The organism is Pseudomonas sp. C321 (genome assembly GCF_055407105.1).
This window is the reverse complement of the sequence record NZ_JBUZRB010000011.1, coordinates 1-23,142: the sequence shown is the minus strand read 5'-3', so window position 1 is coordinate 23,142 and position 23,142 is coordinate 1. Positions and strand designations below refer to the sequence as shown.

At 58.7% G+C, this 23,142-nt stretch carries 20 protein-coding genes and 1 tRNA gene; 9 read left to right on the top strand and 12 right to left on the bottom strand.

Annotation, left to right across the window (positions count from 1 at the left end; all coding sequences use genetic code 11):
* The first annotated feature begins 55 nt into the window (after positions 1–55).
* Positions 56–131, top strand: a tRNA-Asn gene (locus tag ACZRJ6_RS23575).
* A 111-nt stretch (positions 132–242) separates the two neighbouring features.
* On the opposite strand, the gene ACZRJ6_RS23570 is transcribed toward ACZRJ6_RS23575, so the two are convergent.
* Genes ACZRJ6_RS23570 through ACZRJ6_RS23545 form a run of 6 tightly spaced genes read right to left on the bottom strand, consistent with a single transcriptional unit; the run spans position 243 to position 6,417 of the window.
* A complete protein-coding gene (locus ACZRJ6_RS23570) occupies positions 243–1,757 on the bottom strand; it encodes an ABC transporter substrate-binding protein (protein WP_463970435.1) in 1,515 nt (504 codons plus the stop codon).
* A 34-nt stretch (positions 1,758–1,791) separates the two neighbouring features.
* On the bottom strand, positions 1,792–2,763 hold the full coding sequence (locus ACZRJ6_RS23565) for an ABC transporter ATP-binding protein (RefSeq protein ID WP_463970436.1): 972 nt from the start codon (positions 2,761–2,763) through the stop codon (positions 1,792–1,794).
* Entirely contained in the window at positions 2,760–3,728 is a 969-nt protein-coding gene (locus tag ACZRJ6_RS23560) for an ABC transporter ATP-binding protein (protein ID WP_463970437.1), read from the bottom strand. The genes ACZRJ6_RS23565 and ACZRJ6_RS23560 overlap by 4 nt, the downstream gene beginning before the upstream one ends.
* Positions 3,725–4,582 (bottom strand): ABC transporter permease, encoded by an 858-nt coding sequence (locus ACZRJ6_RS23555; RefSeq protein WP_463970438.1) that lies wholly within the window; start codon positions 4,580–4,582, stop codon positions 3,725–3,727. Before ACZRJ6_RS23555 ends, ACZRJ6_RS23560 begins: the two co-directional genes overlap by 4 nt.
* The gene (locus ACZRJ6_RS23550; protein ID WP_350616733.1) at positions 4,579–5,526 is read right to left on the bottom strand and encodes an ABC transporter permease; all 948 of its coding nucleotides are present in this window, start codon (positions 5,524–5,526) and stop codon (positions 4,579–4,581) included. The genes ACZRJ6_RS23555 and ACZRJ6_RS23550 overlap by 4 nt, the downstream gene beginning before the upstream one ends.
* A 3-nt stretch (positions 5,527–5,529) precedes the next feature.
* Positions 5,530–6,417: a proline iminopeptidase-family hydrolase gene (locus tag ACZRJ6_RS23545; RefSeq protein WP_463970439.1), complete on the bottom strand. Its 888-nt coding sequence runs from the start codon at positions 6,415–6,417 to the stop codon at positions 5,530–5,532.
* Positions 6,418–6,598: 181 nt separating this feature from the next.
* Here ACZRJ6_RS23545 and ACZRJ6_RS23540 point away from each other — a divergent pair, with 181 nt between their 5' ends.
* On the top strand, positions 6,599–7,363 hold the full coding sequence (locus ACZRJ6_RS23540) for a LuxR family transcriptional regulator (RefSeq protein WP_463970440.1): 765 nt from the start codon (positions 6,599–6,601) through the stop codon (positions 7,361–7,363).
* A 90-nt stretch (positions 7,364–7,453) separates the two neighbouring features.
* On the top strand, positions 7,454–8,356 hold the full coding sequence (locus ACZRJ6_RS23535) for a proline iminopeptidase-family hydrolase (protein ID WP_463970441.1): 903 nt from the start codon (positions 7,454–7,456) through the stop codon (positions 8,354–8,356).
* A gap of 40 nt (positions 8,357–8,396) precedes the next feature.
* Here ACZRJ6_RS23535 and ACZRJ6_RS23530 read toward each other — a convergent pair whose 3' ends face one another.
* On the bottom strand, positions 8,397–9,908 hold the full coding sequence (locus ACZRJ6_RS23530) for a nucleobase:cation symporter-2 family protein (protein ID WP_463970442.1): 1,512 nt from the start codon (positions 9,906–9,908) through the stop codon (positions 8,397–8,399).
* Between the two features lie 159 nt (positions 9,909–10,067).
* Between ACZRJ6_RS23530 and ACZRJ6_RS23525 the strand changes: the two genes are divergently transcribed.
* Positions 10,068–10,901, top strand: a complete 834-nt coding sequence (locus ACZRJ6_RS23525; protein WP_463970443.1) for a nucleoside-binding protein — start codon at positions 10,068–10,070, stop codon at positions 10,899–10,901.
* Here the strand turns inward: ACZRJ6_RS23525 and punC are convergent.
* Positions 10,898–12,091, bottom strand: a complete 1,194-nt coding sequence (gene punC / locus ACZRJ6_RS23520) for a purine nucleoside transporter PunC (RefSeq protein WP_463970444.1) — start codon at positions 12,089–12,091, stop codon at positions 10,898–10,900. The two genes, ACZRJ6_RS23525 and punC, sit on opposite strands and share 4 nt — an antisense overlap.
* Positions 12,092–12,213: 122 nt before the next feature.
* On the opposite strand from punC, the gene punR reads away from it, so the two are divergent.
* Entirely contained in the window at positions 12,214–13,128 is a 915-nt protein-coding gene (gene punR / locus ACZRJ6_RS23515; RefSeq protein ID WP_463970445.1) for a DNA-binding transcriptional activator PunR, read from the top strand.
* Positions 13,129–13,137: 9 nt separating this feature from the next.
* Here the strand turns inward: punR and ACZRJ6_RS23510 are convergent, their stop codons facing one another.
* A complete protein-coding gene (locus ACZRJ6_RS23510) occupies positions 13,138–14,307 on the bottom strand; it encodes an acetylornithine/succinylornithine family transaminase (RefSeq protein WP_463970446.1) in 1,170 nt (389 codons plus the stop codon).
* A gap of 103 nt (positions 14,308–14,410) precedes the next feature.
* Here ACZRJ6_RS23510 and ACZRJ6_RS23505 point away from each other — a divergent pair, with 103 nt between their 5' ends.
* On the top strand, positions 14,411–15,316 hold the full coding sequence (locus ACZRJ6_RS23505; RefSeq protein ID WP_463970447.1) for a LysR family transcriptional regulator: 906 nt from the start codon (positions 14,411–14,413) through the stop codon (positions 15,314–15,316).
* Here the strand turns inward: ACZRJ6_RS23505 and ACZRJ6_RS23500 are convergent.
* Both ACZRJ6_RS23500 and fabV read right to left on the bottom strand, forming a co-directional pair.
* Positions 15,313–15,936 carry an HAD family hydrolase gene (locus ACZRJ6_RS23500; RefSeq protein WP_350616747.1) on the bottom strand — a complete coding sequence of 208 codons (624 nt, stop codon included), beginning with the start codon at positions 15,934–15,936 and terminating at the stop codon, positions 15,313–15,315. The genes ACZRJ6_RS23505 and ACZRJ6_RS23500 overlap by 4 nt on opposite strands.
* Positions 15,937–16,087: 151 nt before the next feature.
* Entirely contained in the window at positions 16,088–17,281 is a 1,194-nt protein-coding gene (fabV, locus tag ACZRJ6_RS23495; protein WP_463970448.1) for an enoyl-ACP reductase FabV, read from the bottom strand.
* 331 nt (positions 17,282–17,612) lie between these two features.
* Between fabV and ACZRJ6_RS23490 the strand changes: the two genes are divergently transcribed.
* The 3 genes from ACZRJ6_RS23490 (at position 17,613) to ACZRJ6_RS23480 (ending at position 20,640) form a co-directional block, all read left to right on the top strand.
* The gene (locus tag ACZRJ6_RS23490; protein WP_463970449.1) at positions 17,613–18,437 is read left to right on the top strand and encodes an aspartyl/asparaginyl beta-hydroxylase domain-containing protein; all 825 of its coding nucleotides are present in this window, start codon (positions 17,613–17,615) and stop codon (positions 18,435–18,437) included.
* A gap of 146 nt (positions 18,438–18,583) precedes the next feature.
* Complete coding sequence (gene ppnN, locus ACZRJ6_RS23485; protein ID WP_463970450.1) at positions 18,584–19,957, top strand: nucleotide 5'-monophosphate nucleosidase PpnN; 1,374 nt, start codon at positions 18,584–18,586, stop codon at positions 19,955–19,957.
* 308 nt (positions 19,958–20,265) lie between these two features.
* A complete protein-coding gene (locus ACZRJ6_RS23480) occupies positions 20,266–20,640 on the top strand; it encodes a hypothetical protein (RefSeq protein WP_463970451.1) in 375 nt (124 codons plus the stop codon).
* 244 nt (positions 20,641–20,884) lie between these two features.
* Here ACZRJ6_RS23480 and mqo read toward each other — a convergent pair whose 3' ends face one another.
* On the bottom strand, positions 20,885–22,531 hold the full coding sequence (mqo, locus tag ACZRJ6_RS23475) for a malate dehydrogenase (quinone) (RefSeq protein ID WP_463970452.1): 1,647 nt from the start codon (positions 22,529–22,531) through the stop codon (positions 20,885–20,887).
* Between the last annotated feature and the right edge of the window lie 611 nt (positions 22,532–23,142).

The window sequence follows — 23,142 nt, the reverse complement described above, 5'->3', positions numbered from 1 at the left end:
TTCGCAGGCATTAAGCGCTTGACTTCTCTTTTTTAATCAGTAACATACGGCGTATTCCGCGATAGCTCAGTTGGTAGAGCAAATGACTGTTAATCATTGGGTCCCTGGTTCGAGTCCAGGTCGTGGAGCCAGACAATAAAAGAAGCCTGCAGCGATGCAGGCTTTTTTTTGCCTGGAATTCAGGCGACTCGTGAAGCTGGCAAGCCAATTAAAAGCCCGCCTGTCAGGGCGGGCTCAACGGCTTAGTTCTTCACCACTTCCTCAAGGGTAAAGCGCCCCATCGGGTTCTGCAGGAAGTTACTGACATTCTTGCGTGAGATGTTGATGTACGGGCTGTAGTAAAGGTCGATCCAGTTCACATCCTGTTTCGCCATTTTCTGCAGGTCGACGTACATCTGCTCACGCTTGACCGGGTCGGCCTCGATACGTGCCGCAGCAACCAAATCCTTGACCTTGTCGTTCTTGTAGCGAGTCATGTAGTTCTGGTTGGTGTCGTGACCCAACACAAAAGTGGTCTTTTGGTCCGGGTCGAGGATGTCGTTGGTCCAGTACATCACCGACAGGTCGTACTCACCGTCCACCAGCATCTGCCAGCTTTGGGTTGGGTCGACTTTCTGCAGGTTGGCCGTCACACCGACCTTCGCCAACTGATCCTTGATCATCACCGCGATCTGTTCGTCCGCCTCATTACCGGCGTTGACCACATAGTTGAGTTTCAGGTCCTTGGCACCCGCATCAGCCAGCAGTTTTTTGGCTTGGGCTGGGTCATAAGGGCGCTGCAGGTTGTCGGCGTAGTGGAACAGCGAACCCTTAGGAATGTAGGAGTACGCCACTTCGCCTTGACCGAAGGTGGCGGTTTTCACCAGCGACTTTTTATCGATCGCCATGTCCAGTGCCTGGCGTACTTCAGGCTTGGCCAGCAACCCGTTGGCATGGTTGATCAGCAGGTGATCTTCACGGGTGGAAGGGTCTGAATGGACCACCACATTCTTGTCTTTCTTCAACTCTTCAACACGAGAGAACGGCACAAATATCGCCGTATCCAGTTCGTTGTTCTGGACCATGCGCATCCGCGTGTTGTCGTCGGTGATCGACACCCATTCCACGCCATCCAGGCTGACGTTGTTCGCCTGCCAGAAGTGCGGGTTCTTCTCCAGGATCACCCGATCGCCCTTGCGCCACTCCTCCACCGTGAACGCACCGGATGTCACCGGGTTCTCGGAGTAGGCGTCTTCGCCCATTTTCTCCATGGCTTTTTGCGACAGGATCGACACCGTCGGCGAAGCCACTTGGGAGAGGAACGGCACCGATGGGGTTTTCAAGGTCACTACCAGGGTCTGCGGGTCAGCCGCCTTGGCCGTGTCGATCAACTTGAACGAGTCGCTCCACAGCGAAGCCTTGTTGTCGCGGATTCGCAGCAGGCTGAATACCGCGTCGCCTGCGGTGATGGGCGAGCCGTCGGAGAACTTCGCCTCTCGCAGTTTGAAGGTATAGGTCAGGCCGTCCTTGGAAATCTCCCAGCTTTCAGCCAGGCCCGGCTCCAGCTTGGTGCCCAGATTGTCTACACGCACCAGGGTGTCGTAGACGTTGGCAAACACCCAGGTGTCGCGGTTCTGTGCGCTTTTGATCGGGTCAAACGTGGTGCTGTCTTCGCGGCAACCGATGGTCAATACGCCGGCAGCATGAGCCAGCCCGGCGGTCAGTGACCAGGCGGTAAGCGTGGCGGCGGCGAGCAACTTCAAGTGTCGGGATTGCATGTCATAACTCCTTGTTAATGAATGGCAGGGAAGGTCAAAGCAACGGTTCTTCAAGCACACAACTGTAACGATGGTCTTGCAGAAAGCGGGTTGGCGGCGCCGCTTCGGCGCACAGGCCACAGGCATGCCGGCAGCGCGGATGGAAGGCACAACCACTGGGCAAATTCAGTGGGCTGGGCGGCTCGCCAGGCAAGGGTTCGCTGGGCAGCGGCCGGTGCGGATTGATCTCGGGAATCGCCTGGATCAGCGCCACCGTGTAGGGATGGCGCGGCGCGGTGAAGACCGCTTCTACCGGCCCTTCCTCGACAATTTTTCCCAGGTACATCACCGCCACTCGGTCGCACAGGCGCCGGACGATGGCCAGGTCATGGGCGATAAACAGAATCGCCAGGTTCATGCGCCCTTGCAGTTCCAGCAGCAGGTTGATGATCTGCCCCTGAATCGACACATCCAGGGCCGCGACGCATTCGTCGGCGATAATCAGCCGCGGCTCCACCGCCAGCGCCCGGGCGATACCAACTCGCTGGCATTGGCCGCCGCTCAGGGAAACCGGCTTGCGGGTGGCCAATTCAGGACGCAGGCCTACCAGCGCCAGCAGTTCATCAACTCGGTGCGGGATAAGCTCTGGTGCGACCTTGCGCTGCACTCGCAACACTTCGAAGAGGGTTTCACCGATGGTCAGCCGTGGGTTCAGCGCTGCATAAGGGTCCTGGAAAATCATCGCTGTCTCGTGACGCAAGCGGGCGATATCGATTGGGCCGCCATGGGCCATGTCGATACCGTCGAACAGCACTTGCCCGGCGCTGATGGGGTTGAGATGCAGAATCGCCCGGCCCAGGGTGCTTTTACCGCTGCCCGACTCACCCACCAGCCCGAGGGTTTCACCGGCGGCGAGGTTCAGCGACACACCGTTGACCGCCCTCACCCACTGTTTATTAAGACCCAACAGACCGCTGCCGGCGGCCGCGAAGCGCACCTCCAGGTCCTTTACCTGCAACAAGGTCATGGCCGATCTCCCAAGGGGTAATGACAGGCGACGCGTGGACCGATCCCGGCCAAATCCGGCAACTGCTCGGTACACAAGGTGCCGATTTGCGGGCAACGCGGGTTGAACCGACAGCCTCCGGGCAAGGCATCCAGCAGCGGCGGCTGCCCGGCGATGGTGCGCAGCAAGGCATGACCACTGCTGGTGGCCGGCTGGCAGTCGATCAGGCCGGCGGTGTACGGATGTTGCGGACGGGCCAGCAGGTCGTATTTGCTGCCGTGCTCGCACAGGCGCCCGGCGTACATCACGGCAATGGAATCACAGGTCTGCGCCACCACGCCCAGGTCATGGGTGATCATGATGATCGACAGGCCACGACGGTCTCGCAAGTCCAGCAACAGGCGCAGGATTTGTGCCTGCACCGTGACGTCCAGGGCAGTGGTCGGCTCATCAGCGATCAACACCTGGGGATTGCAGCCCAGGGCCACGGCGATCATCGCCCGCTGGCGCATGCCGCCGGAAAATTCGTGAGGATAGTTGTCGATGCGCTGGCCGGGGTCGGGAATGCCCACCTGGCGCAACACCTCGATGGCCTGCAAGCGTGCTTCACGTTTCGATGCGCCCTGGTGCAGGCGGATGCCTTCGGCGATCTGTTCGCCGATGCGCATCAACGGGTCGAGGTGGCTGCTGGGGTTCTGGAAAATCATCCCCAATTGCCCTCCGCGCACCTTGCGCATGCTGGCTTCATCCAGGGCCAGCAAGTCCTGGCCGGCCAGGCGAACGGCGCCGCCCTGAACCCGCAGGCTCGGCGAGGGCAGCAAGCGCATCAGCCCGCGACAGGCCATGGTCTTGCCCGAGCCGCTCTCGCCCACCAGGCCGAGGATTTCGCCTTCAGCCAGGTCAAAGGACACGCGATCCACCAGGGTCACATCGTGGCCGTTGTTATGGGCGATGACGCTCAGGTCCTGCACCTGCAACAAGCTCATGAGCGATCCCCCAGCACTTGCGCAACACCATCGGCCAACAAGCTGAAGCCCATCGCCAGGGTCACGATGGCCAGCCCAGGAAAGGTGCAGATCCACCACGCCGTGGTGATAAACGCCTGGCCCTCGGCAACCATGGTCCCCCACTCCGCCGTCGGCGGTTGCACGCCCAGGCCCAGGTAGCTGACCGCCGCGCCGTTGAGCAACACCAACACCGCGTCAGACATGGAGAACACAATCGAGCCGAACATCGCATTGGGCAGCAAATGCCGGAATAGAATGCGCCCATGGCCAAAACCCAGGCTTTTCGCCGCCAGGGCGAAGTCGCTTTCCTTGAGCACCAGGATTTGCGAACGGATAAGCCGCGCGTACGACACCCAGCCCACCAGCGCCATGGCGATATAGAAGCTTTTCAGCCCTGGCCCGAGAGTTGCCATGATTGCCAGCATCAGCACCAGGAATGGAAAGGCCAGGATCACATCGATCACGCGCATGCAAAAGCTGTCGAAACGCCCACCGATATAACCGGAAACCGCACCGATAAACGTGCCGATCAGAAACGGAAAAATCACCCCAACGATGGCCAGCTGCAAATCGATGCGCGCACCCCAGATCACCCGCGAAAGTATGTCTCGCCCGTAGTTATCCGTGCCAAATGGATGGGCCAGCGTCGGCGCCATCAAACTGATATCCGTGTTTTGCGCGATAGGATCAAACGGCGCGATCCACGGTGCGAACAGCGCCAGCACCAGCCACGCCAACAGAATTGCCAGGCCCCACGCCGCTGTCAGCCGGCCGTTGCGAAAACCAAAACGCAGGCGCAAGCGCCAGGCGGGAATCAGCGGGCGGCTGCTCATTGCATTTTCACTCGAGGGTCGAGGGCGACGGTCACCACATCAGCCACGAAGTTGACCACCACGGTTGCGCAGGCCAATACCATGGCCACCCCCTGCACCACCATGTAGTCGCGGGTGAAAATGCCGCGCACCAGCAACTGGCCGATGCCGGGAATGGCGAACAGGCTTTCAATCACCACCGTGCCGCTGATCAGCCAGCCAATATTGACGGCCAGCAGGTTGACCGCCGGCACCAGGGAGTTAGGCAGTACGTGGCGACGAAACACCGCTCGCTCGGATAAACCCCGCGCCCGAGCAGCGGTGACATGATCGGCCTGCAACTCCATCAGCATGCTCGCCCGCAGGTTGCGCACCAACACCGCCGACAGCGCCAGGGCGATGGTCAGGCACGGCAGCACCATATGATGGGCCTTGTCCAGCCAGGTTCGGCCATAGCCGGACACCGGGAACAGACCCCATTGCACGCTGAGCAGCAGGATCAGCATCAACCCCAGCCAGAACGCGGGCATGCCCAGGCCGACGGTGGTGAACAAGCGAATCAGATTGTCGGCCCAGCCGCCTTTGTTACGCGCGGCCACAGTGGCCAGGGGCACGGCAATCAACAGTGCCAGCAGGACGCTGCCAAGCACCAGGAACAGAGTCGGCTCAATGCGGGTGACGATCAGCTTCAGGGCGTCGACCTTGTACAGCAGCGACTGGCCGAGATCACCCTTGAGCAGGTTTTTCAGAAAGTAAAAATATTGTAGCCACAACGGTTGGTCGAGGCCGTACTGGGCGCGAATTTTCAGCAAGGCATCCGGCGTGCTGCGCGAGCCCAGTAGCGCCCGCGCCGGGTCACCGGGAATCGAACGCACCAGCACAAAGGTAATCAGGCTGATGCCAAACAGCACCGGCAGCAATTGCAGCGGCCGGAACAGCACAAAACGGTAACGCGCCAGGTTCATTCGTCAGCCTCGGTGACGAGCAAGGAAGTCCAGCAGCACCGGGAAGTAAGCCTGGGGCTCTTCATAAAACGGCATGTGGCTGCTGCTGGGGAAAACGTGCAACTCGGCGTGCTTGACCGCCATCTTCATGCGCATGGCGCAGGCGGGGGTCAGTTCGTCATGCTGACCGGTGGTGATCAGCACCGGCATGCTGAAATCGGCCATCTCGGGGATGCGGTTCCAGTCCTTGAGATTGCCGACGTAAAGAAATTCGTTGGGCCCCTGCATGGTCTCGTAGGGCCCCATGTTCCAGTTGTCGAGGGAACGCTTGACCGGTTCCGGCCACTCGTCCAGCCGGCAGACATGGCGGTAGTTGAGCAACGTGATCGCGGCCTGGTATTGCGGATGATCGAGGGTGCCCATGGCCTCATGGCGCTGCATCATCGCCACCGTTTCACTGCCCAAGGCGCCGCGCAGGCGTTCGAGCTCCTGGGACAGGTGCGGAATGTCACCGACGGTATTTTCCAGGATCAGGCTTTTAAGCGCGTCAGGATAGTGAATGGCGTACTCGATACCCAGCCAGCCGCCCCAGGAATGGCCCAACACGTGCACGCGGCCCAGGCTGAGCGCCTGGCGCACAGTTTCGACTTCCTCGACATAACGGCCGATTTCCCATAGGGAAACATCGGTGGGTCTGGCTGATGCGCCCGTACCCAGCTGATCGAATGCAACGACTCGCAGGCCTTTGTCCTTGAGCCAGCCATGAGCGTCGCGCAGATAGTCACAAGGCAGCCCAGGGCCGCCGTTGAGGCAGAGCAACACTTCATCGCCTTCGCCAAAGCTGTAGACCACGAGGTTGTGGCCGTCGACTTGCACGTTGTACTGCTGGTCGGGGGCTATTTCACGCCACATACATACATTCCTTGTTGTGTGTCGGCCTGGCAGGTAGTGGCCGTTTGAACCAAACACTACCGAGGTTGCCGTGCGCCCATAACCTAGCAATTCTTATAGGTTTGGTCTGGCAGTCCTTCGCCGGGGCGTGGCATTCTACTTGCAGCAAGTCGAGATTAAAACGAATTCGGGAGCAGAAAGGATGCTGACCAAGTTATCTGCGTTTAACAGCCATCTCATACCCGGCAGGAGCCTGGATGAGCAGATGGACAACACCCTCGTATTGGCCCAGCACCTGGGTTTTGATGCCTTGGTGTACGACTACACACCGGTGCCGATCGACCACGATGGCGCATTGATTACGCCCTCCGTGCTACAACTGCGCAATACCCCCTCCGACTGGTACTCGTTATGGTGCAGTTCGGGGTTCTACCAGATCGATCCGGTGCAACACCTGGCCCTCAATTGCGTGTCGCCGTTCGTCTGGTCCTACGAGGCCAAGGCTGATACCCCGCTGCAAAAGATCATCAACCGCCGCCACGCCCCCGTCTCCAGCTACCTGCACGACCAGCAAATGACCTGCGGCGTCAGCGTTCCGATTCACTTGCCCAGGGGCGGCTTCGCCTCGCTGACTGGCCTGCGCACCGGCAAAGCCCGCACGGTATTGCAAGATGCTCGCCAGACCCTGGCGGATTTCAACCTGATTACCCATGCCTTTCAGGAAGCGGCCTACCCGTTATTCAGCAAGGAACTACGTTCGTATCCGCATATCCATCTGACCAAGCGCGAGCGTGAATGCTTGAAGTGGGCCGCCGACGGCCTGACCGCCGCTGAAATTGCCACCCAGTTGAGTCGCTCCCTGGCGGTGGTCACCCTGCACCTGGCCTCGGCCATGCACAAGCTGGGGGCCAAGAACCGGGTACAAGCGGTGGTCAGGGCCAGCCATTACCGGCTGCTTGACGACTGACTCGACGAAAAACCTAGCTATTTTGCTAGTTACTTAAATTTACGCTGCCAATTATCGTATGCCTGACCACTTTTCATGGAAGGGCACGAAATGGAATTCATCGAAAAAATCCGCGAAGGCTTTGCTGCCTTTGGCGCCTACCAGACGTGGTACCGGGTCACCGGCGACCTTGATAGCGGCCTGACACCACTGGTCATCCTCCACGGCGGGCCCGGCTGCACCCATGACTATGTGGACGCCTTCAAGGACGTCGCCGCCAGCGGCCACGCGGTTATTCACTATGACCAACTGGGCAACGGCCGTTCTACCCACCTGCCTGACAAAGACCCTTCGTTCTGGACGATCGGCCTGTTCCTGGAAGAACTGGACAACCTGCTGGACCACCTGCAAATCAGCAACAACTACGCCATTCTCGGGCAGTCATGGGGCGGCATGCTCGGCAGCGAGCACGCCTTGCTGCAGCCTAAAGGCCTGCGCGTACTGATCGCGGCCAACTCGCCGACGTGCATGCGCACTTGGGTCGCCGAAGCCAATCGTCTGCGCAAATTATTGCCGGAAGGTGTGCATGAAACCCTGCTCAAGCATGAACAGGCCGGCGCCTATCAAGACCCGGAATACCTGGCGGCCTCGCGGATGTTCTATGACCAGCATGTCTGCCGGATCAACCCATGGCCGGAAGAAGTGGCGCGCACCTTTGCCCAGGTCGACGCTGACCCCACGGTGTATCACGCCATGAGCGGCCCGACGGAGTTCCATGTGATCGGCACGTTGAAAGACTGGAGCATCATTGGCCGGCTGTCCGGCATCAAGGTGCCGACCCTGGTGATTTCCGGTCGCCATGATGAAGCCACGCCGCTGGTGGTGAAGCCGTTCCTCGATGAAATCCCCAATGTGCGCTGGGCATTGTTCGAAGACTCCAGCCATATGCCCCACGTCGAAGAACGCCAAGCATGTATGGGCACGGTGGTGAAGTTCATGGATGAGGCTTGCTGATAGATAGGATCGTTCCCACAGCGTGGGAACGATCCTATGACTACACCTCGCTGGTTTCAGCCCTACCCTGCACAGCCGCCCTCTTCGGCACCTCTGCCAGCAATGGAATCTCATTGCCTTCGGCATCAAACAGCTTACCCCCGCAGAAGTAATCCCCCTCACGCAACGCCGCCACATCCTGGAAATACAGGCTGCGCTCGGTGCCAGCGACGAACACCGACTGTTGATCGGAATTGCCCGCCGTGAAGTGGTTGAACGCCAGGTTCAGCAGGATCGCCATGATTGCCGACGAACTGATCCCCGAATGAAAAATGGTGGCAAACCAACTCGGGAAGTGGTCATAAAAGCTCGGCGCTGCGATAGGAATCATGCCGAAACCGATGGAAGTGGCGACGATGATCAGGTTCATATTGTTGCGGTAGTCGACCTTGGACAATGTGCGAATACCACTGGCCGCCACGGTCCCGAACAACACAATCCCCGCACCGCCCAACACGGAGGTGGGCACCGCTGCGATGACCCGTCCCATAAACGGCAGTAGGCCGAGAATCACCAGGAACAGGCCGCCGGTGGCCACTACGTAGCGGCTTTTGACCCCGGTCACCGCCACCAGGCCGACGTTTTGCGCGAAAGCGCTTTGAGTGAACGAACCGAAGATCGGCGCAAACATGCTCGATAGCATATCGGCACGCAGGCCGTTGCCCAAGCGCTTGGAGTCAACTTTGGTGTCGATGATCTCACCTACCGCCAAGATATCAGCCGAGGTTTCCACCAGCGTCACCATGACCACGATGCACATGGAAATGATCGCCGCTACGTGAAAGGTTGGCATGCCGAAATGGAATGGCGTAGGGAAGCCGAACATCGCACCCTGGGTCACGCTGGAGAAGTCAGCCATGCCGAGGAACACTGCAATCAACGTACCAATCACCATCGCCAACAGGATCGACAGCCGTGAAATGGTCGCGCTGCCGATCTTGCTCAGCAACAGCACCAGGGCCAGGGTAATCGCCGCCAGGCCGATGTTCGACATGCTGCCGAAGTCTTCGGCGCGGCTGTTGCCGCCCATGGCCCAGCGCGCGGCGACGGGCATCAGGGTCAGGCCGATGGTGGTGATGACGATACCGGTCACCAGGGGCGGGAAGAACTTGGTTATTCGCGAGAATATCGGCGTAATCAACAAGCCGATCAACGAGGCGGCCATCACCGCGCCAAGGATCGCCGGCACACCGCCTGCTCCCTCGCTGCTGACAATCGCCACCATGGTTGCAACGCCAGCAAACGACACCCCTTGCACCAGCGGTAACTGACAGCCAAAAAACGGCAGACCCAGGGTTTGCAGCAAGGTGGCCAGGCCACCGGCAAACAACGAAGCGGCGATCAACAGGCCAATATCGGCCGGCGACAACCCGGCCGCCTGACCGACGATCAACGGCACGGCAACGATGCCGCCGTACATGGTGAGCACATGCTGCAGGCCGTAAGCCATGTTGGCAGCGACGCCGAGATTCTCATCTTCTGGCCGTTGCGGTGACGCCTTCGGGATAGTCATGGTGAGGGTTCTCTGTTTTTGTTGTGCGCCCACTGTATGCAATACGAAGACTATATGTCTATATAGTTGTATACAATCAATCGGACAAGTTACCCTCCGCTGGCGTTACAAAAATACGATTCGGCCACTATGAGCCAAAACGCCAAAGGAATTAAAACAATGAAAAAGGCACTGCACGGCGCAACCGTATTACTGACACTCTTCGGCGGCGGGGAGGCTGTCGCGGTGGAATGGATGAACAACAGCGTGGGATTTCGCTACGGCCAGCAGTTCACCAATCCGAATAACCCCGATGATTTCAGCAAGCGCATCTACAGCTTCACCCACGCCAGCGGCTATCAGTACGGTAGCAACTACCTGAACCTCGACGTGTTCCTTTCCGACAGCCGTGACCCGCGCAAGGGCACCGATCACGGTGGCAGCGAAGTCTATGCCGTCTACCGCCACCAGTTGTATGCCTCACGGGTGTTCGACGTGCCGCTGGGTACCGGCGTGATCAAAGACTACGCCCTGACCCTGGGCTTCGACGCCAACCGCAACAACAACCTGGCGTCGGCGAAAAAGCGCGCCCTGGTGGTTGGCCCGACCTTGAAGTTCAATACCGTCGGCGTGCTGGATCTGAGCCTGATGTACTACAAGGAAAAGAACCATTCCGGCATCCCCGGCGCGAAAGATCCGAACCACACTTTCGACGACACCTACATGCTCAACCTGACATGGCTACGCCCTTTCGAGATTGGCAATCACGGGGCGAAGTTTCAGGGTTTCATCAATCATGTCGGGGAAAAGGGCGACGACTTCCATGGCCGCAACACCGCGCCGGAAACCCTGATGCGCACCGCACTGATGGTGGCGGTGCGGCCGGGGAAAAGTGTCAAACCGAACCTGTACCTGGGGGTGGGCTACGAGTATTGGCATAACAAGTTCGGCGTGGATGGCGGACGGGGCAGCCGCACATCAACGCCGACGGTGAATATGGAAGTGACGTTTTAGGGCGTTCGAACCAGATTGGCATCGGAATTATCAGCCCTGGGCCGCGCCAACCAATAGCCCAACACGGCCAACGGCGCGGTCGCCAGCATGACGATTGCAGTGATCAACAGCGGCTGCTCGATCATCGACGACACCAACAGGCTGCTGACGAAACACAGCCCCAATTGCAAAGTGTTCTGCAACGCTGCGGCCTTGCCGGAGTTTTCCGCAAAGGGCATCAGCGCATTCGCCACGACAATCGGGTAGCTGGCGCCATTAACCAGCGCCATCAGGCAGAACGGGATCAGCAAGGTGGTGAGGGTCGGCACTGTCAATGTCGCCACCAGATACAACGCCACCATGCTGATGCAATACGCAACCAGCAACCATGGCAGCAAGGTCCTGCCCTCGAAACGCTGCAAGGCGCTGCGGCAACTGTAGCCACCAATGAGAAACGCCAGGGTCGGCAACACGTAGCTCAAACCGATGTCATTGGGGCTATAGCCCATATCACCCAGAATGAACGGTGATGCGGTAAGCCAGGCGAAGAAACTGGCCGAGCACGCAGCAAAGATCATTACGTTGCCACTGAACACCCGTGACTTGAGCAATTGTCCGTAACCGAGCTTGGATTGTTCGCCATCGGCGCTCAGGCGTTTCGGCACAGTTTTGAGGAATAACGTTGGCAACAGCAGTAATAGCGACACGCCCAGCAACACGGCGAAGATCGCCTGCCAGCCCCAGTGATTCAACACCAGCGCACCCAACAGCGGTGCCAGGGCCGGTGACAGGGACATCAGCGGCATGATGCTGGCAAATACCCGATGAGCCTTGTCTGCCGGGTAGCGGTCGATTACCAGGGCTTGCCAACTGACGGCGGCGGAACACACGCCTATCGCCTGGATAAAGCGCAACGCCCACAGCTGGGTCGTGGTCTCGACCCAGAACATGCCCAGGCAACCGAGCACAAACAGGCTAAGACCGGTGAGCAGGACCGGCTTGCGCCCGATGCGGTCGGAAAGCGGCCCCCACAACAACTGCCCGACGGCAAAGCCGGCGAGGAAAATACTAAGGCTGGCGCCCACGGCGCCGGCGGATATTTGCAACTGGGCGCCCATGGCGCCGAAGGCGGGTAAGTACATGTCCATGGCCAGATAGCCGAGCATGCTCAGCCCCGCCAGGTACCAGGTGAAACCAAAAGAATTTTTCATTGAAGCCTTGTTTAACCTGCCATCAAACTATTTGCTGACTGGCACCCATTATGAAGCTGACAGTTCTCCTGTGAAGCGATAATAATTGGACATTCTTATCAATATTTTTGAAGGCAACTACCATGTGGTCCGAATACTCCCTGGATGTTGTCGATGCGGTAGCCCGTCACGGCAGTTTCAGCGCCGCCGCCCAGGAACTGCATCGCGTGCCGTCCGCCATCAGTTACACCGTGCGGCAGCTAGAGGAGTGGCTGGCGGTTCCGTTGTTCGTCCGCCGTCATCGAGATGTGGAGCTCACGCCGGCCGGCAAGCTGTTTGTTGATGAAGCCCGTAGCGTGATGAAAAAAATGCTCGGCACTCGCAGGCTATGCCAGCAGGTGGCCAACGGCTGGAGCGGGCAACTGAAAGTGGCGGTGGATTCCATCGTCAAACAGCAGCGCTGCCGGCAACTGGTGCTGGATTTCTATCGCCAGTTTCCGGAAGTGGAATTGCTGCTGGAGTACGAGGTGTACAACGGCGTATGGGACGCCCTCGCGGACGACCGTACCGACATCGTGATTGGCGCCACCAGCGCGGTGCCGGTGGCCAGCCATTTCACCTTTCGCGACATGGGACTGTTGAATTGGCTCTGCGTGGTCAGCGCCCACCATCCGCTGGCGCAGGTGCAAGGCCTGCTCAGTGACGACCAATTAAGGCCCTTCGCATCGCTGTGCATGACCGATACCTCGCGCAACCTGCCCAAGCGCGATACCTGGACCCTGGATAACCAGCGGCGTTTAGTCGTACCCAACTGGGCATCCGCCATGGATTGCCTGCGCGATGGCCTGTGCGTCGGCATGGTGCCGGAACACCTGGCGCGGCCGTTGATCGAGCGCGGTGAACTGGCAGCCCTGCAACTGTCCCGGCCCTTCCCCGCCAGCCCGTCCTGCGTGGCCTGGGCACAGAGCAAGTTTTCCCCGGCCATGGCCTGGTTACTGGAGTACCTGGGGAACACCGATACGATGAATCAGGAGTGGTTGAATGGCAATGATCTATAGGCTCTCCTCTCAGGCCAAGCAACGGGAAAGGGTGCGCACAATCATCTCCACTTCTTTAGCATCAATGGTTAACGGCGGCAGTAAACGGATGATCTTCCCCCGCGTCACATTGATCAGCAGGCCATGCTCGCGCGCAGCGATCTGCGCCAGGTCACGATAAGGGCGGGCCAACTCGATACCGATCATCAAGCCCTGCCCCCGAATCGCCAGCACGTGGGGATGCTCACTCAACTCCACCCGCAATCGCGCCAGCAGCCGTTCGCCCTCGAGCGCCGCGTTCTCCAGCAAACCCTGCTCTTCAATAATATCCAGCACCGTGCAGCCGACGCGACAAGCCAGCGGGTTACCGCCAAAGGTACTGCCGTGACTGCCAGGGGTGAACAACTGCGCCACGGCCTTGCGCGCCAGGCAGGCACCAATCGGGATACCGTTGCCCAGGCCTTTGGCCAGGGTCATGACGTCCGGGACAATGCCCTCATGCTGGAAGGCGAACCACTGGCCGGTGCGACCAATTCCTGTCTGGATCTCATCGAGCATCAACAACCAACCTTGCCGGGTGCAGTGATCCCGCAGGGCTTTCAGATAGCCGGGGGGAGCCAGCTGGACGCCACTTTCGCCCTGGATCGGCTCCAGCAATACCGCAACGATGCGCGCGCCAAACGCCTGAGTCACCGCCTCCAGGGCGGCCAGATCGCCGAAGCCAACCTTGATAAAGTCTCCCGGTAAACGCTGGAACCCCAACCGCACCGACGGCCCGTCGCTGGCAGACATCGTGCCCAGGGTGCGGCCATGAAAGGCGTTGTCCATGACGACCACCAGCGGCTGCTCAATGCCTTTTTTCCAGCCATACAAGCGCGCCAGTTTCAACGCCGTTTCATTGGCCTCAGCACCGGAGTTATTGAAGAACGCTTGGTCCAGGCCCGATAGCGTGCTCAACCGCTGAGCCAGGCGCTGCTGCCAGTCGATGCTGTAGAGGTTGGAAGTATGCAACAGCAACCCTGCCTGCTCGGTGATTGCCGCCACCAGCCGCGGATGGGAATGGCCAACATTGGTCACCGCTACACCGGCCACCGCGTCCAGGTATTCACGCCCCTGTTGGTCCCACAGGCGAGTACCCAGGCCGCGGATGAAGCTTAAATCCAAGGGTTGATAGGTGGTCATCAGGCAGGCGGCGGTCATGGCATCAGGCTCCAGTGCTTCGTTGTGATGGCTACAGTATCGTTAGCCACCAGAGCTGGATAAACTGCGAATATCTGCGATCACTTTAAACCAAGGCTTGATAATGGATCTGTTCCAGGCAATGTCGGTGTACGTCAAGGTAGTGGAAACCGGCAGCATGACAGCGGCAGCGCAGTCGTGTGGGATGTCCACCACCATGGTCGGCAATCACCTGCGCGCCCTGGAACAGCGCCTTGGCGTCAGCCTGCTCAAGCGCACCACTCGTAAACAGAGCCTGACCGAATTCGGCGGTCTCTATTACCAGCGCTGCTTGGAAGTGCTGGGCCTGGTGGCCGACTCCGAACAACTGGCCGAGCAGATTCACAGTGAAGCCCCCAAGGGCCTGTTGCGGATCACCGCCCCGCCTGCGTTCGGCGCCGAGCGCCTGGCACCGGCGCTGAGCGAGTTTTCCCGGCGTTATCCGCAGATCCAGTTATATGTGGTGTTGAGCAACCAGTCGATGGACCTGATCGACAGCGGTTTCGATGCAGCGATCCGCCTCGGCGAATTGCAGCCCTCCAGCCTGATCGCTCGGCCGTTGCAGAACTACACCATGACCCTGTGCGCCTCACCAGGTTACCTGGCGCGCCGGGGTACTCCGCACACTGCTCAGGATTTGCAACAGCATGATTGCCTGGCATTTGCCTACCCCTCGACCGACGATTGGCGCAACGCCGACAAACAATGGCGCCTGCACGGCCCAGAGGGAGAAATCGAAGTCGCCGTGTCCGGCCCCATGACCGTCAACAGTTCCCAGGCCTTGCACCGCGCGGCAGTAGAAGGCATGGGTATCGTCATGCTGCCCGACGCCCTGGTCGACCCTGACCTGAGGGCGGGCAAACTGATTGCGTTACTGCCAGGCTATCAGCCGCCCTTCCGGCCGATGCATCTGCTGTACGCCCAGGACCGCTATCGCCTGCCCAAGCTGCGGGCCTTCGTCGACTTCGTGATGGAGCTGTGGGCGCGCTAGAAGCTCACACCCAATGCGCGCAAACGTTCACCGGTGTGTTCGGCGGATACGTGGTGAATCCCCTGCCAGCCAAGGGCAATGGCCGCCTCGATATTGCCGGCCACGTCATCGATAAACACCACTTCATCGGGTTTGATGTCTGTCAGATGGGCGCGAACCTGAGCAAGACTGGCGTGGTAGATCGCGGCATCGGGCTTGATAAGCTTCACTTCGCCGGACACCACGATGTCGCGAAAATACTGCAGGAAGGAATAGTTGGCCCGGGCATACGGGAAGGTTTCGGCTGACCAGTTGGTCAATCCGAACAACGGCATTTTTGCCTCATGCAACGCCTCCAGTATCGCTACGCCCCCGGACAGTGGGCCACGCAGCATTTCGTGCCAGCGGTCGTAGTAAGCCTGGATCAAAGACTCATGTTGCGGATGCTCGGCGATCAGCGTGCGCGTTGCTTCAGCCAGAGTGCGCCCGGCGTCCTGCTCGGTATTCCAGGCCTGGGTGCAGACCGTGTCGAGAAACCACTGGCGCTCGCGCTCATCGGTAATCAGTTGGCGGTACAGGTGCTGCGGGCTCCAATCGAACAAGACACCGCCAAAATCAAAGACCACTGCGCGAATCGTCATCGGGAAATCTCCTTTAGCGTGAGGTGAGTCAGGCCGCTAGAGATACAGGATCGCATGGGAGTTTCACAACCAGAAAGGCACAACATCGAACGATGCTGCAAAAAAAACGGCCTCCCGCCCAAGGCGAAGAGGCCGTTGTATCACGTGTTGCTTAAGCCTGAACCAGGCCTTCGAGCTTCACCGTCGGATTGACGTCAGCGTCGTAGTCCACGCCTTCGATCTCGAAACCGAACAGGCGCAGGAACTCAGCCTTGTAACCGGCAAAGTCGCTGATCTCATTGACGTTGTCGTCAGAGACTTGATTCCACAGTGCCGCAACGGCGTCCTGTACTTTCGGCTCCAGTTCCTTGAGGTCGGCACGCAGGCGGCCGTCGGCGTCGAGCTTGGGCTCTTTGCCATACAGGCTGTCCTTGAACAAGCCGTAGACCTGCTCGATGCAACCTTCGTGGCTGCCCTGTTCTTTCATTACCTTGAACAGCAGCGACAGGTACAGCGGCATGATCGGGATCGCCGAACTGGCCTGGGTGACCACGGCCTTGAGCACCGACACACGGGCGTCGCCCTTGAGTGCTGCGAGGTTTTCGCGCAAGGTCAGGACTTTCTTGTCCAGGTCTTTCTTGGCTTCGCCGATGGAGCCATTCCAGTAGATATCCTGGGTCAACTTTTCGCCCAGGTAGGTGAACGCGGTGGTCTTGGCGCCTTCGGCCAACACGTCGGCTTCCCGCAGGGCATCGATCCACAGCTGCCAGTCTTCACCACCCATGACCTTCACGGTACCGTCGATTTCTTCCTGGGTAGCTGGCTCCAGGGTGGTGTCGACGACGACGCCCTTGTCGGTGTTGATGCCACGCAGAGTCACGGACTTGCCAATCGGTTTCAGGGTGGAGGTGTGCACCACGCCTTGTGGGTCGGTGCGGCGTGGCGCGGCCAGGCTGTAGACCACCAGGTCGATCTTACCCAGGTCTTTCTTGATGGTTTCGATGGTCAGGCGCTTGATCTCGTCGGAAAAGGCGTCGCCATTGATGCTCTTGGCGTAGAGGCCTTTCTCTTGAGCAAACTTGTGGACAGCGGCGCTGTTGTACCAGCCGGCAGAGCTGAGCTTGCCCTCTTCGCCTTCTTTCTCAAAAAACACGCCAAGGGTGTCGGCGCCGCAGCCAAAGGCAGCGCTGATGCGCGCGGCCAGGCCGTAGCCGGTGGAAGCCCCGAGAACCAGAACCTTTTTCGGGCCACCTTCGATGGCGCCGTGTTCAGTTACGTAGTCAATCTGTTGCTTGACGTTCGCTTCGCAGCCAACAGGGTGGGCCGTTACACAGATAAACCCACGAACCCGCGGTTTGATGATCATAAAATTTCTGCCTCTTCCAAGGTGCCGAAGGCCAATGGTGGCCATTACAGCGTCAATCGTTCTGGTCTATGACGCACGGAAAACCGAAGCGTCACGATAGTCGCAATTCTTCTGTTCACAAAATCCAATTCACCGCAGTTCGGGGGCGCCGTCTGGAGGATGGCCAAACGTAAAAACTGTAGGTGGCTTTCGCACATTTGAAAGATTTAAAACGCCTATCCGGCAGCTAACGTCTTATTATGACGAGATTGTTTCAACATGTTTCAAACCACCACCACTCGCATCCATGGATTTGGACCTGTCGAATGGCGTCCAGCTGGAGCTGAGTTTCATGAACAAGCCTGCTATCCGCAAAAAACTGGTCTCGATCGCCTGGGTACTCGGCGTCTTGTTGATTATCGACATCTTCCCCGAGACCACCTTGGTGTTCCTGGGCCTGGTGGTGCTCTGTGGTCTCTATGATTTCCTGCGCAACGGCTTGTACGACCGCACAACCATCAAAAAATATTTTATAGGCAGCGGCCGTAATACCTGGCTATTGGCACCGTTCAACACCTTTTTCGACGTATTGAGCAAACCCAATCGCCATATCTACAAAATGCACGACCTGCCGCCGGCCTGGCGCGAGGATCTGCAACAGGTGATCGACAACGCCATGGCCCACAAGGATGAAATCATCGAGTACCTGGACGCACGCATGGCCGAGAAGAAACGCGGCATGCTGTTTTTTCAGTGGTACGGACGCCCAATCGAAACCACTCTGGACATTGCATCGCTCAAGGAAAAACTGCCCTACGTCAAAACCATCGGGGTGTCGGTGTTCAATGAAAACCGCTCTACCTCGTTTCACTTCGGTCCCCTGCGCCTTATGTACCGGGTGCTGTACAACATGGCTCCGGCGCCCCACCACGAGGGGGTCTACATTCAAGTGGGCAAGCACAAGCACTATTGGCATGACGACCCGCTGTTCATTTTCGATGACACGCTGATGCACGCATCTTTCAATAAAAACGATGCCAAGCGCTATTGCCTGTTCATTGATATCGTCCGGCCTTCACTCCTCCCGTTCGTCCTCAGAGGCCTGATTGCGGGCTTTGCCGGTGTGGTCTTTACCCTGCGGCGGTTTTTCTACAAGAACTGGAAGCTGATTCAGTAGGTTCTGCGGCATGATGAAGGGCGACGGTGTTTGCGTCCGGCCGCTGAGCCGGAGAAAATGCCAGTCCAATGCGACCTAATCGGCGCTCATCATCCTCATGCCACTGGCTGTCCGCGGTCCGGTGGCAGCGCTTTCAGGGAATCAGAATGCCCCAACGTCAAGTCATCAACGCGTCCGTAAGCCCCAAAGGCAGCCTCGAAACACTGTCCCAGCGTGAAGTCCAGCAGCTCAGTGAAGCAGGTTCCGGCAGTATCTACACCCTGTTCCGCCAGTGCGCCCTGGCCATCCTCAATACTGGCGCGCATATCGACAATGCCAAGACCATCCTCGACGCCTACAAGGATTTCGAAGTCCGCATCCACCAGCAGGATCGCGGCGTCCGCCTGGAGCTGCTGAACGCGCCAGCCGATGCCTTCGTCGATGGCGAAATGATCGCCAGCACCCGTGAGATGTTGTTCAGCGCCCTGCGGGACATCGTCTACACCGAGAACGAACTGGACAGCCAGCGCATCGACCTGAGCAACTCCCAGGGCATCACCGACTACGTGTTCCACCTGCTGCGCAACGCCCGCACCCTGCGCCCCGGTGTCGAGCCGAAGATTGTGGTGTGCTGGGGCGGGCACTCGATCAATACCGAAGAATACAAATACACCAAGAAAGTTGGCCATGAACTGGGCCTGCGCAGCCTCGACGTGTGCACCGGTTGCGGCCCTGGCGTGATGAAAGGCCCGATGAAGGGCGCGACTATTTCCCACGCCAAACAACGCATCACCGGCGGGCGCTACCTGGGCCTGACCGAGCCGGGCATCATCGCCGCCGAAGCGCCGAACCCGATCGTCAACGAGCTGGTGATTCTGCCGGACATCGAAAAGCGCCTGGAAGCCTTCGTGCGAGTCGGCCACGGCATCATCATCTTCCCGGGCGGTGCCGGTACAGCTGAAGAGTTCCTGTACCTGCTGGGCATCCTGATGCACCCGGACAACCGCGATGTGCCGTTCCCAGTGATCCTCACCGGGCCGAAACACGCCGCGCCGTACCTGCAACAATTGCACGCCTTTGTCGGCGCAACCTTGGGCGAAGCGGCCCAGGCTCACTACCAGATCATCATCGACGACCCGGCCGAAGTGGCCCGCCAGATGACTGCCGGGTTGAAGACGGTCAAGCAGTTCCGCCGTGAGCGCAATGATGCGTTCCACTTCAACTGGCTGCTGAAAATCGACGAAGGCTTCCAGCGCCCGTTCGACCCAACCCACGAAAACATGGCCAGCCTGCAGTTGAGCCACGCCCTGCCCCCTCATGAACTGGCGGCCAACCTGCGCCGGGCGTTCTCCGGGATCGTGGCCGGCAACGTCAAGGACAAGGGCATCCGCTTGATCGAGCAGAATGGGCCGTACGAGATTCACGGCGACCCGGCGATCATGAAACCACTGGATGAGTTGTTGCAGGCGTTTGTGGAGCAGCACCGAATGAAGTTGCCGGGTGGCGCGGCGTACGTGCCGTGTTATCGCGTCGTTCAGTGATGCTGATGCCGGGGAAGAACTGATATGTCCTCTTCATTTTCTTCCCTGAGCATCCACCTGTTGCGCTACGGCATTCCCGGCGACTGACACAGGCATGCGCATCCTGTATGGCAGCTATGCGGATTGGCGGCTATAAGAGCCACCGCGATGGCGCCTAACATACGGCCTCCCCTACTTGATGAGGCCGCCCATGAGGTTGGCGGGTGAAGAACTGAACGCGTACACCCAGCCGTGGGCAACAGCGTTGCAGTGACGCTCACGCTTTGGTAAAACCTGCGGCTACAGACCTTATCTAGAGAAAGACAAACGTGCGCACGCTTCTTCTCGCTACTTTGGCATTGACGCCCACCCAGGCCTTCGCCGAAGCCATCGCCTGGCCCGAGCTGCCCGACACCTGTTTCGTCAGTGGTCGTTCTGCCACCAACCAAGATGTCGACGGCGGCTGTGCGGCGTTTCTGATTAACGTCAAGGGCAAGGCAGCAGGTACGCCCATCAAGCTGGATATTCCCCAATACGCCATGCACATTAAAGAAGGCACGGGGAAAGAGACGCCGGTGATCATCATCCAGGCGGAAGAAAACGGCGATATCAAGGCTGTGGGTTACAAGGAGCTGGGTACCGAGCAACTGGGCGCGGCGCTTTTGAAGGAAATGCGTTTGCTAGGAACGAAAAAACCAATATGAGCGATGCGCTCATGGCAGGTGAGGCGAACAAATCATGTACCCAAAAAATTACTGACCAGCCCTCCGTTGCAGCATCCTGCTGGCGCTACCGTTGAACGAGCAAGTTAAAGATGGGTTTAGCGTCTGATCCTAACGTTGACCGAGATGCACCTGAACCGCGCCGACAAAAAATCCCGCTGACCGGCTACTGGCTCAGCGGGATTTTGGTATCGATTCGGCCCTGACTCAGGACCTCACCAACCTCTTACAGTGCGATATCAGCCGCTGGCTTGCTCGGCTCGGCCGCAGGCTTTGCAGCCTCAGTGGCTTTCGGAGCAGCCCTCTGAGGAATCGCTGGCGGAGGCGTCAGTTGCAGAACCTTGGCGGTGTAGGCCCATTCTTCAGCAACACGCTCAGGACTGCCATTCAGTTGAGTGCCGTAGCTCGGCACGATCTGGTGCAGCTTTTCCTGCCAGGCCGGGGACGCGACCTTGTCCTTGAACACTTTTTGCAGCACGGTCAGCATGATCGGAGCCGCAGTCGACGCGCCTGGCGATGCACCCAACAGGCCTGCAATGCTGTTGTCAGCGGAGCTGACCACTTCGGTACCGAGCTTCAGGACGCCGCCCTTCTCTTCGTCACGCTTGATGATCTGCACGCGTTGGCCAGCTTGCCACAGACGCCAGTCTTCTTTCTTCGCGTTCGGGAAGTACTCTTGCAGCGCCTTGAAGCGGTCGTCGTCCGACTGCATCAGTTGACCAGCGAGGTACTCAACCAGCGGGTACTGCTCAATGCCCACCTTGGTCATCGGCCAAATGTTGTGGGTGGTGGTGCTGGTCAGCAGGTCGAAGTACGAGCCTTCTTTCAGGAACTTGGTGGAGAAGGTGGCGAATGGACCAAACAGGATTACGCGCTTGCCATCCAGCACGCGAGTGTCCAGGTGCGGAACCGACATCGGCGGTGCGCCAACGGAGGCTTTACCGTAGGCCTTGGCCAAATGCTGCTCGGCGATGGTAGGGTTCTCGGTCACCAGGAACGAACCACCGACAGGGAAACCCGCGTATTCACGTGCTTCCGGAATGCCCGACTTCTGCAGCAGGTGCAGTGCACCGCCGCCCGCGCCGATGAACACGAACTTGGCGTCGGTTTCGGTCTTGGTGCCGTCTTTCAGGTTCTTGTAGCTGACGCGCCAAGTGCCATCGTCATTCTTGGTGATGTCTTGCACTTCGCTCGACAGCTTCAGATCGAACTTCGGCGTAGTTTGCAGGTGAGCAACAAACTGACGGGTGATCTCGCCGAAGTTCACATCTGTACCGATCGGAGTCCAGGTAGCCGCGATTTTCTGGCTAGGGTCACGCCCGTCCATCATCAGCGGAACCCATTTCTTGATCTGCACCGGGTCTTCGGAGTATTCCATACCCGCGAACAATGGGCTCGCCTGCAGTGCTTCATAACGCTTCTTGAGGAACTTGATGTTGTCATCGCCCCACACAAAGCTCATGTGAGGAGTGGAGTTGATGAACGAACGCGGGTTCTTCAGAACGCCCTGCTGAACCTGCCAGGACCAGAACTGACGGGAGATCTGGAATGCTTCGTTGATCTCGACCGCTTTCGGGATCTCAACGTTGCCGTTCTTGTCTTCCGGGGTGTAGTTCAGCTCAGCCAAAGCCGAGTGACCGGTACCGGCGTTGTTCCAGCCGTTGGAGCTTTCTTCAGCAACGCCATCGAGGCGTTCGACCATCTCCATCGACCAATCCGGTTCCAACTCGTTGAGCCAGACACCGAGGGTCGCACTCATGATGCCGCCGCCAATCAGCAGCACATCGACCTTCTTTGCCTCTTCCGCGTGAACGGACGTGATCCCCATCGACAAAGCCAACCCCAACAGGGCAGTGTTTACTTTCTTGAACATCGTAGCACCTATGATAAAACGCCATCCGCCCTACAGCCCCGCATCATCCGGCAACCTGGATTCGCGCTGCGCCAGGCAACGCACCGCAGGTTCCCGCACTCATAAGGACTGAAGGGTGGGCACACAAGGCCGACGTATCGACCTCACTTTTATGTCCCTTCTGCGCTGACTTCTTATCATTATTGGCTTCAGCTACCTCGGCGACAGCCATCCTGCCATGCGTGTACGGATGCACGAATGGAAGAAAGAATAGACCAAGATGGCGTGCAGAATATCATGCTCGGGTTGGATGGGGGACATCGCATCCGGCATAACGGCTTCCTTGGGAAAAGCAAAATCGAGGGATGGGCTTTAGCATTGAAGGCGACTGGCAGGCGCTCGCTCATACTTTTCGAGCGCCCAAAACAAAACCCCATCTTCTTTCGCAAATGGGGTTTCGGAATTTAATCTTGACGATGACCTACTCTCAGTGAGCGGGCTTGTCCCATCACCACAACGTCTTATCCAGCGCGTTGCAGAACGAATGTCAGATCTTGAAGCTATCGACCAACTGCTTCAAACGGCTGGCTTGTTGCGAGAGTGCATCACAGTCTTTCAAGGTTTCGTTGAGG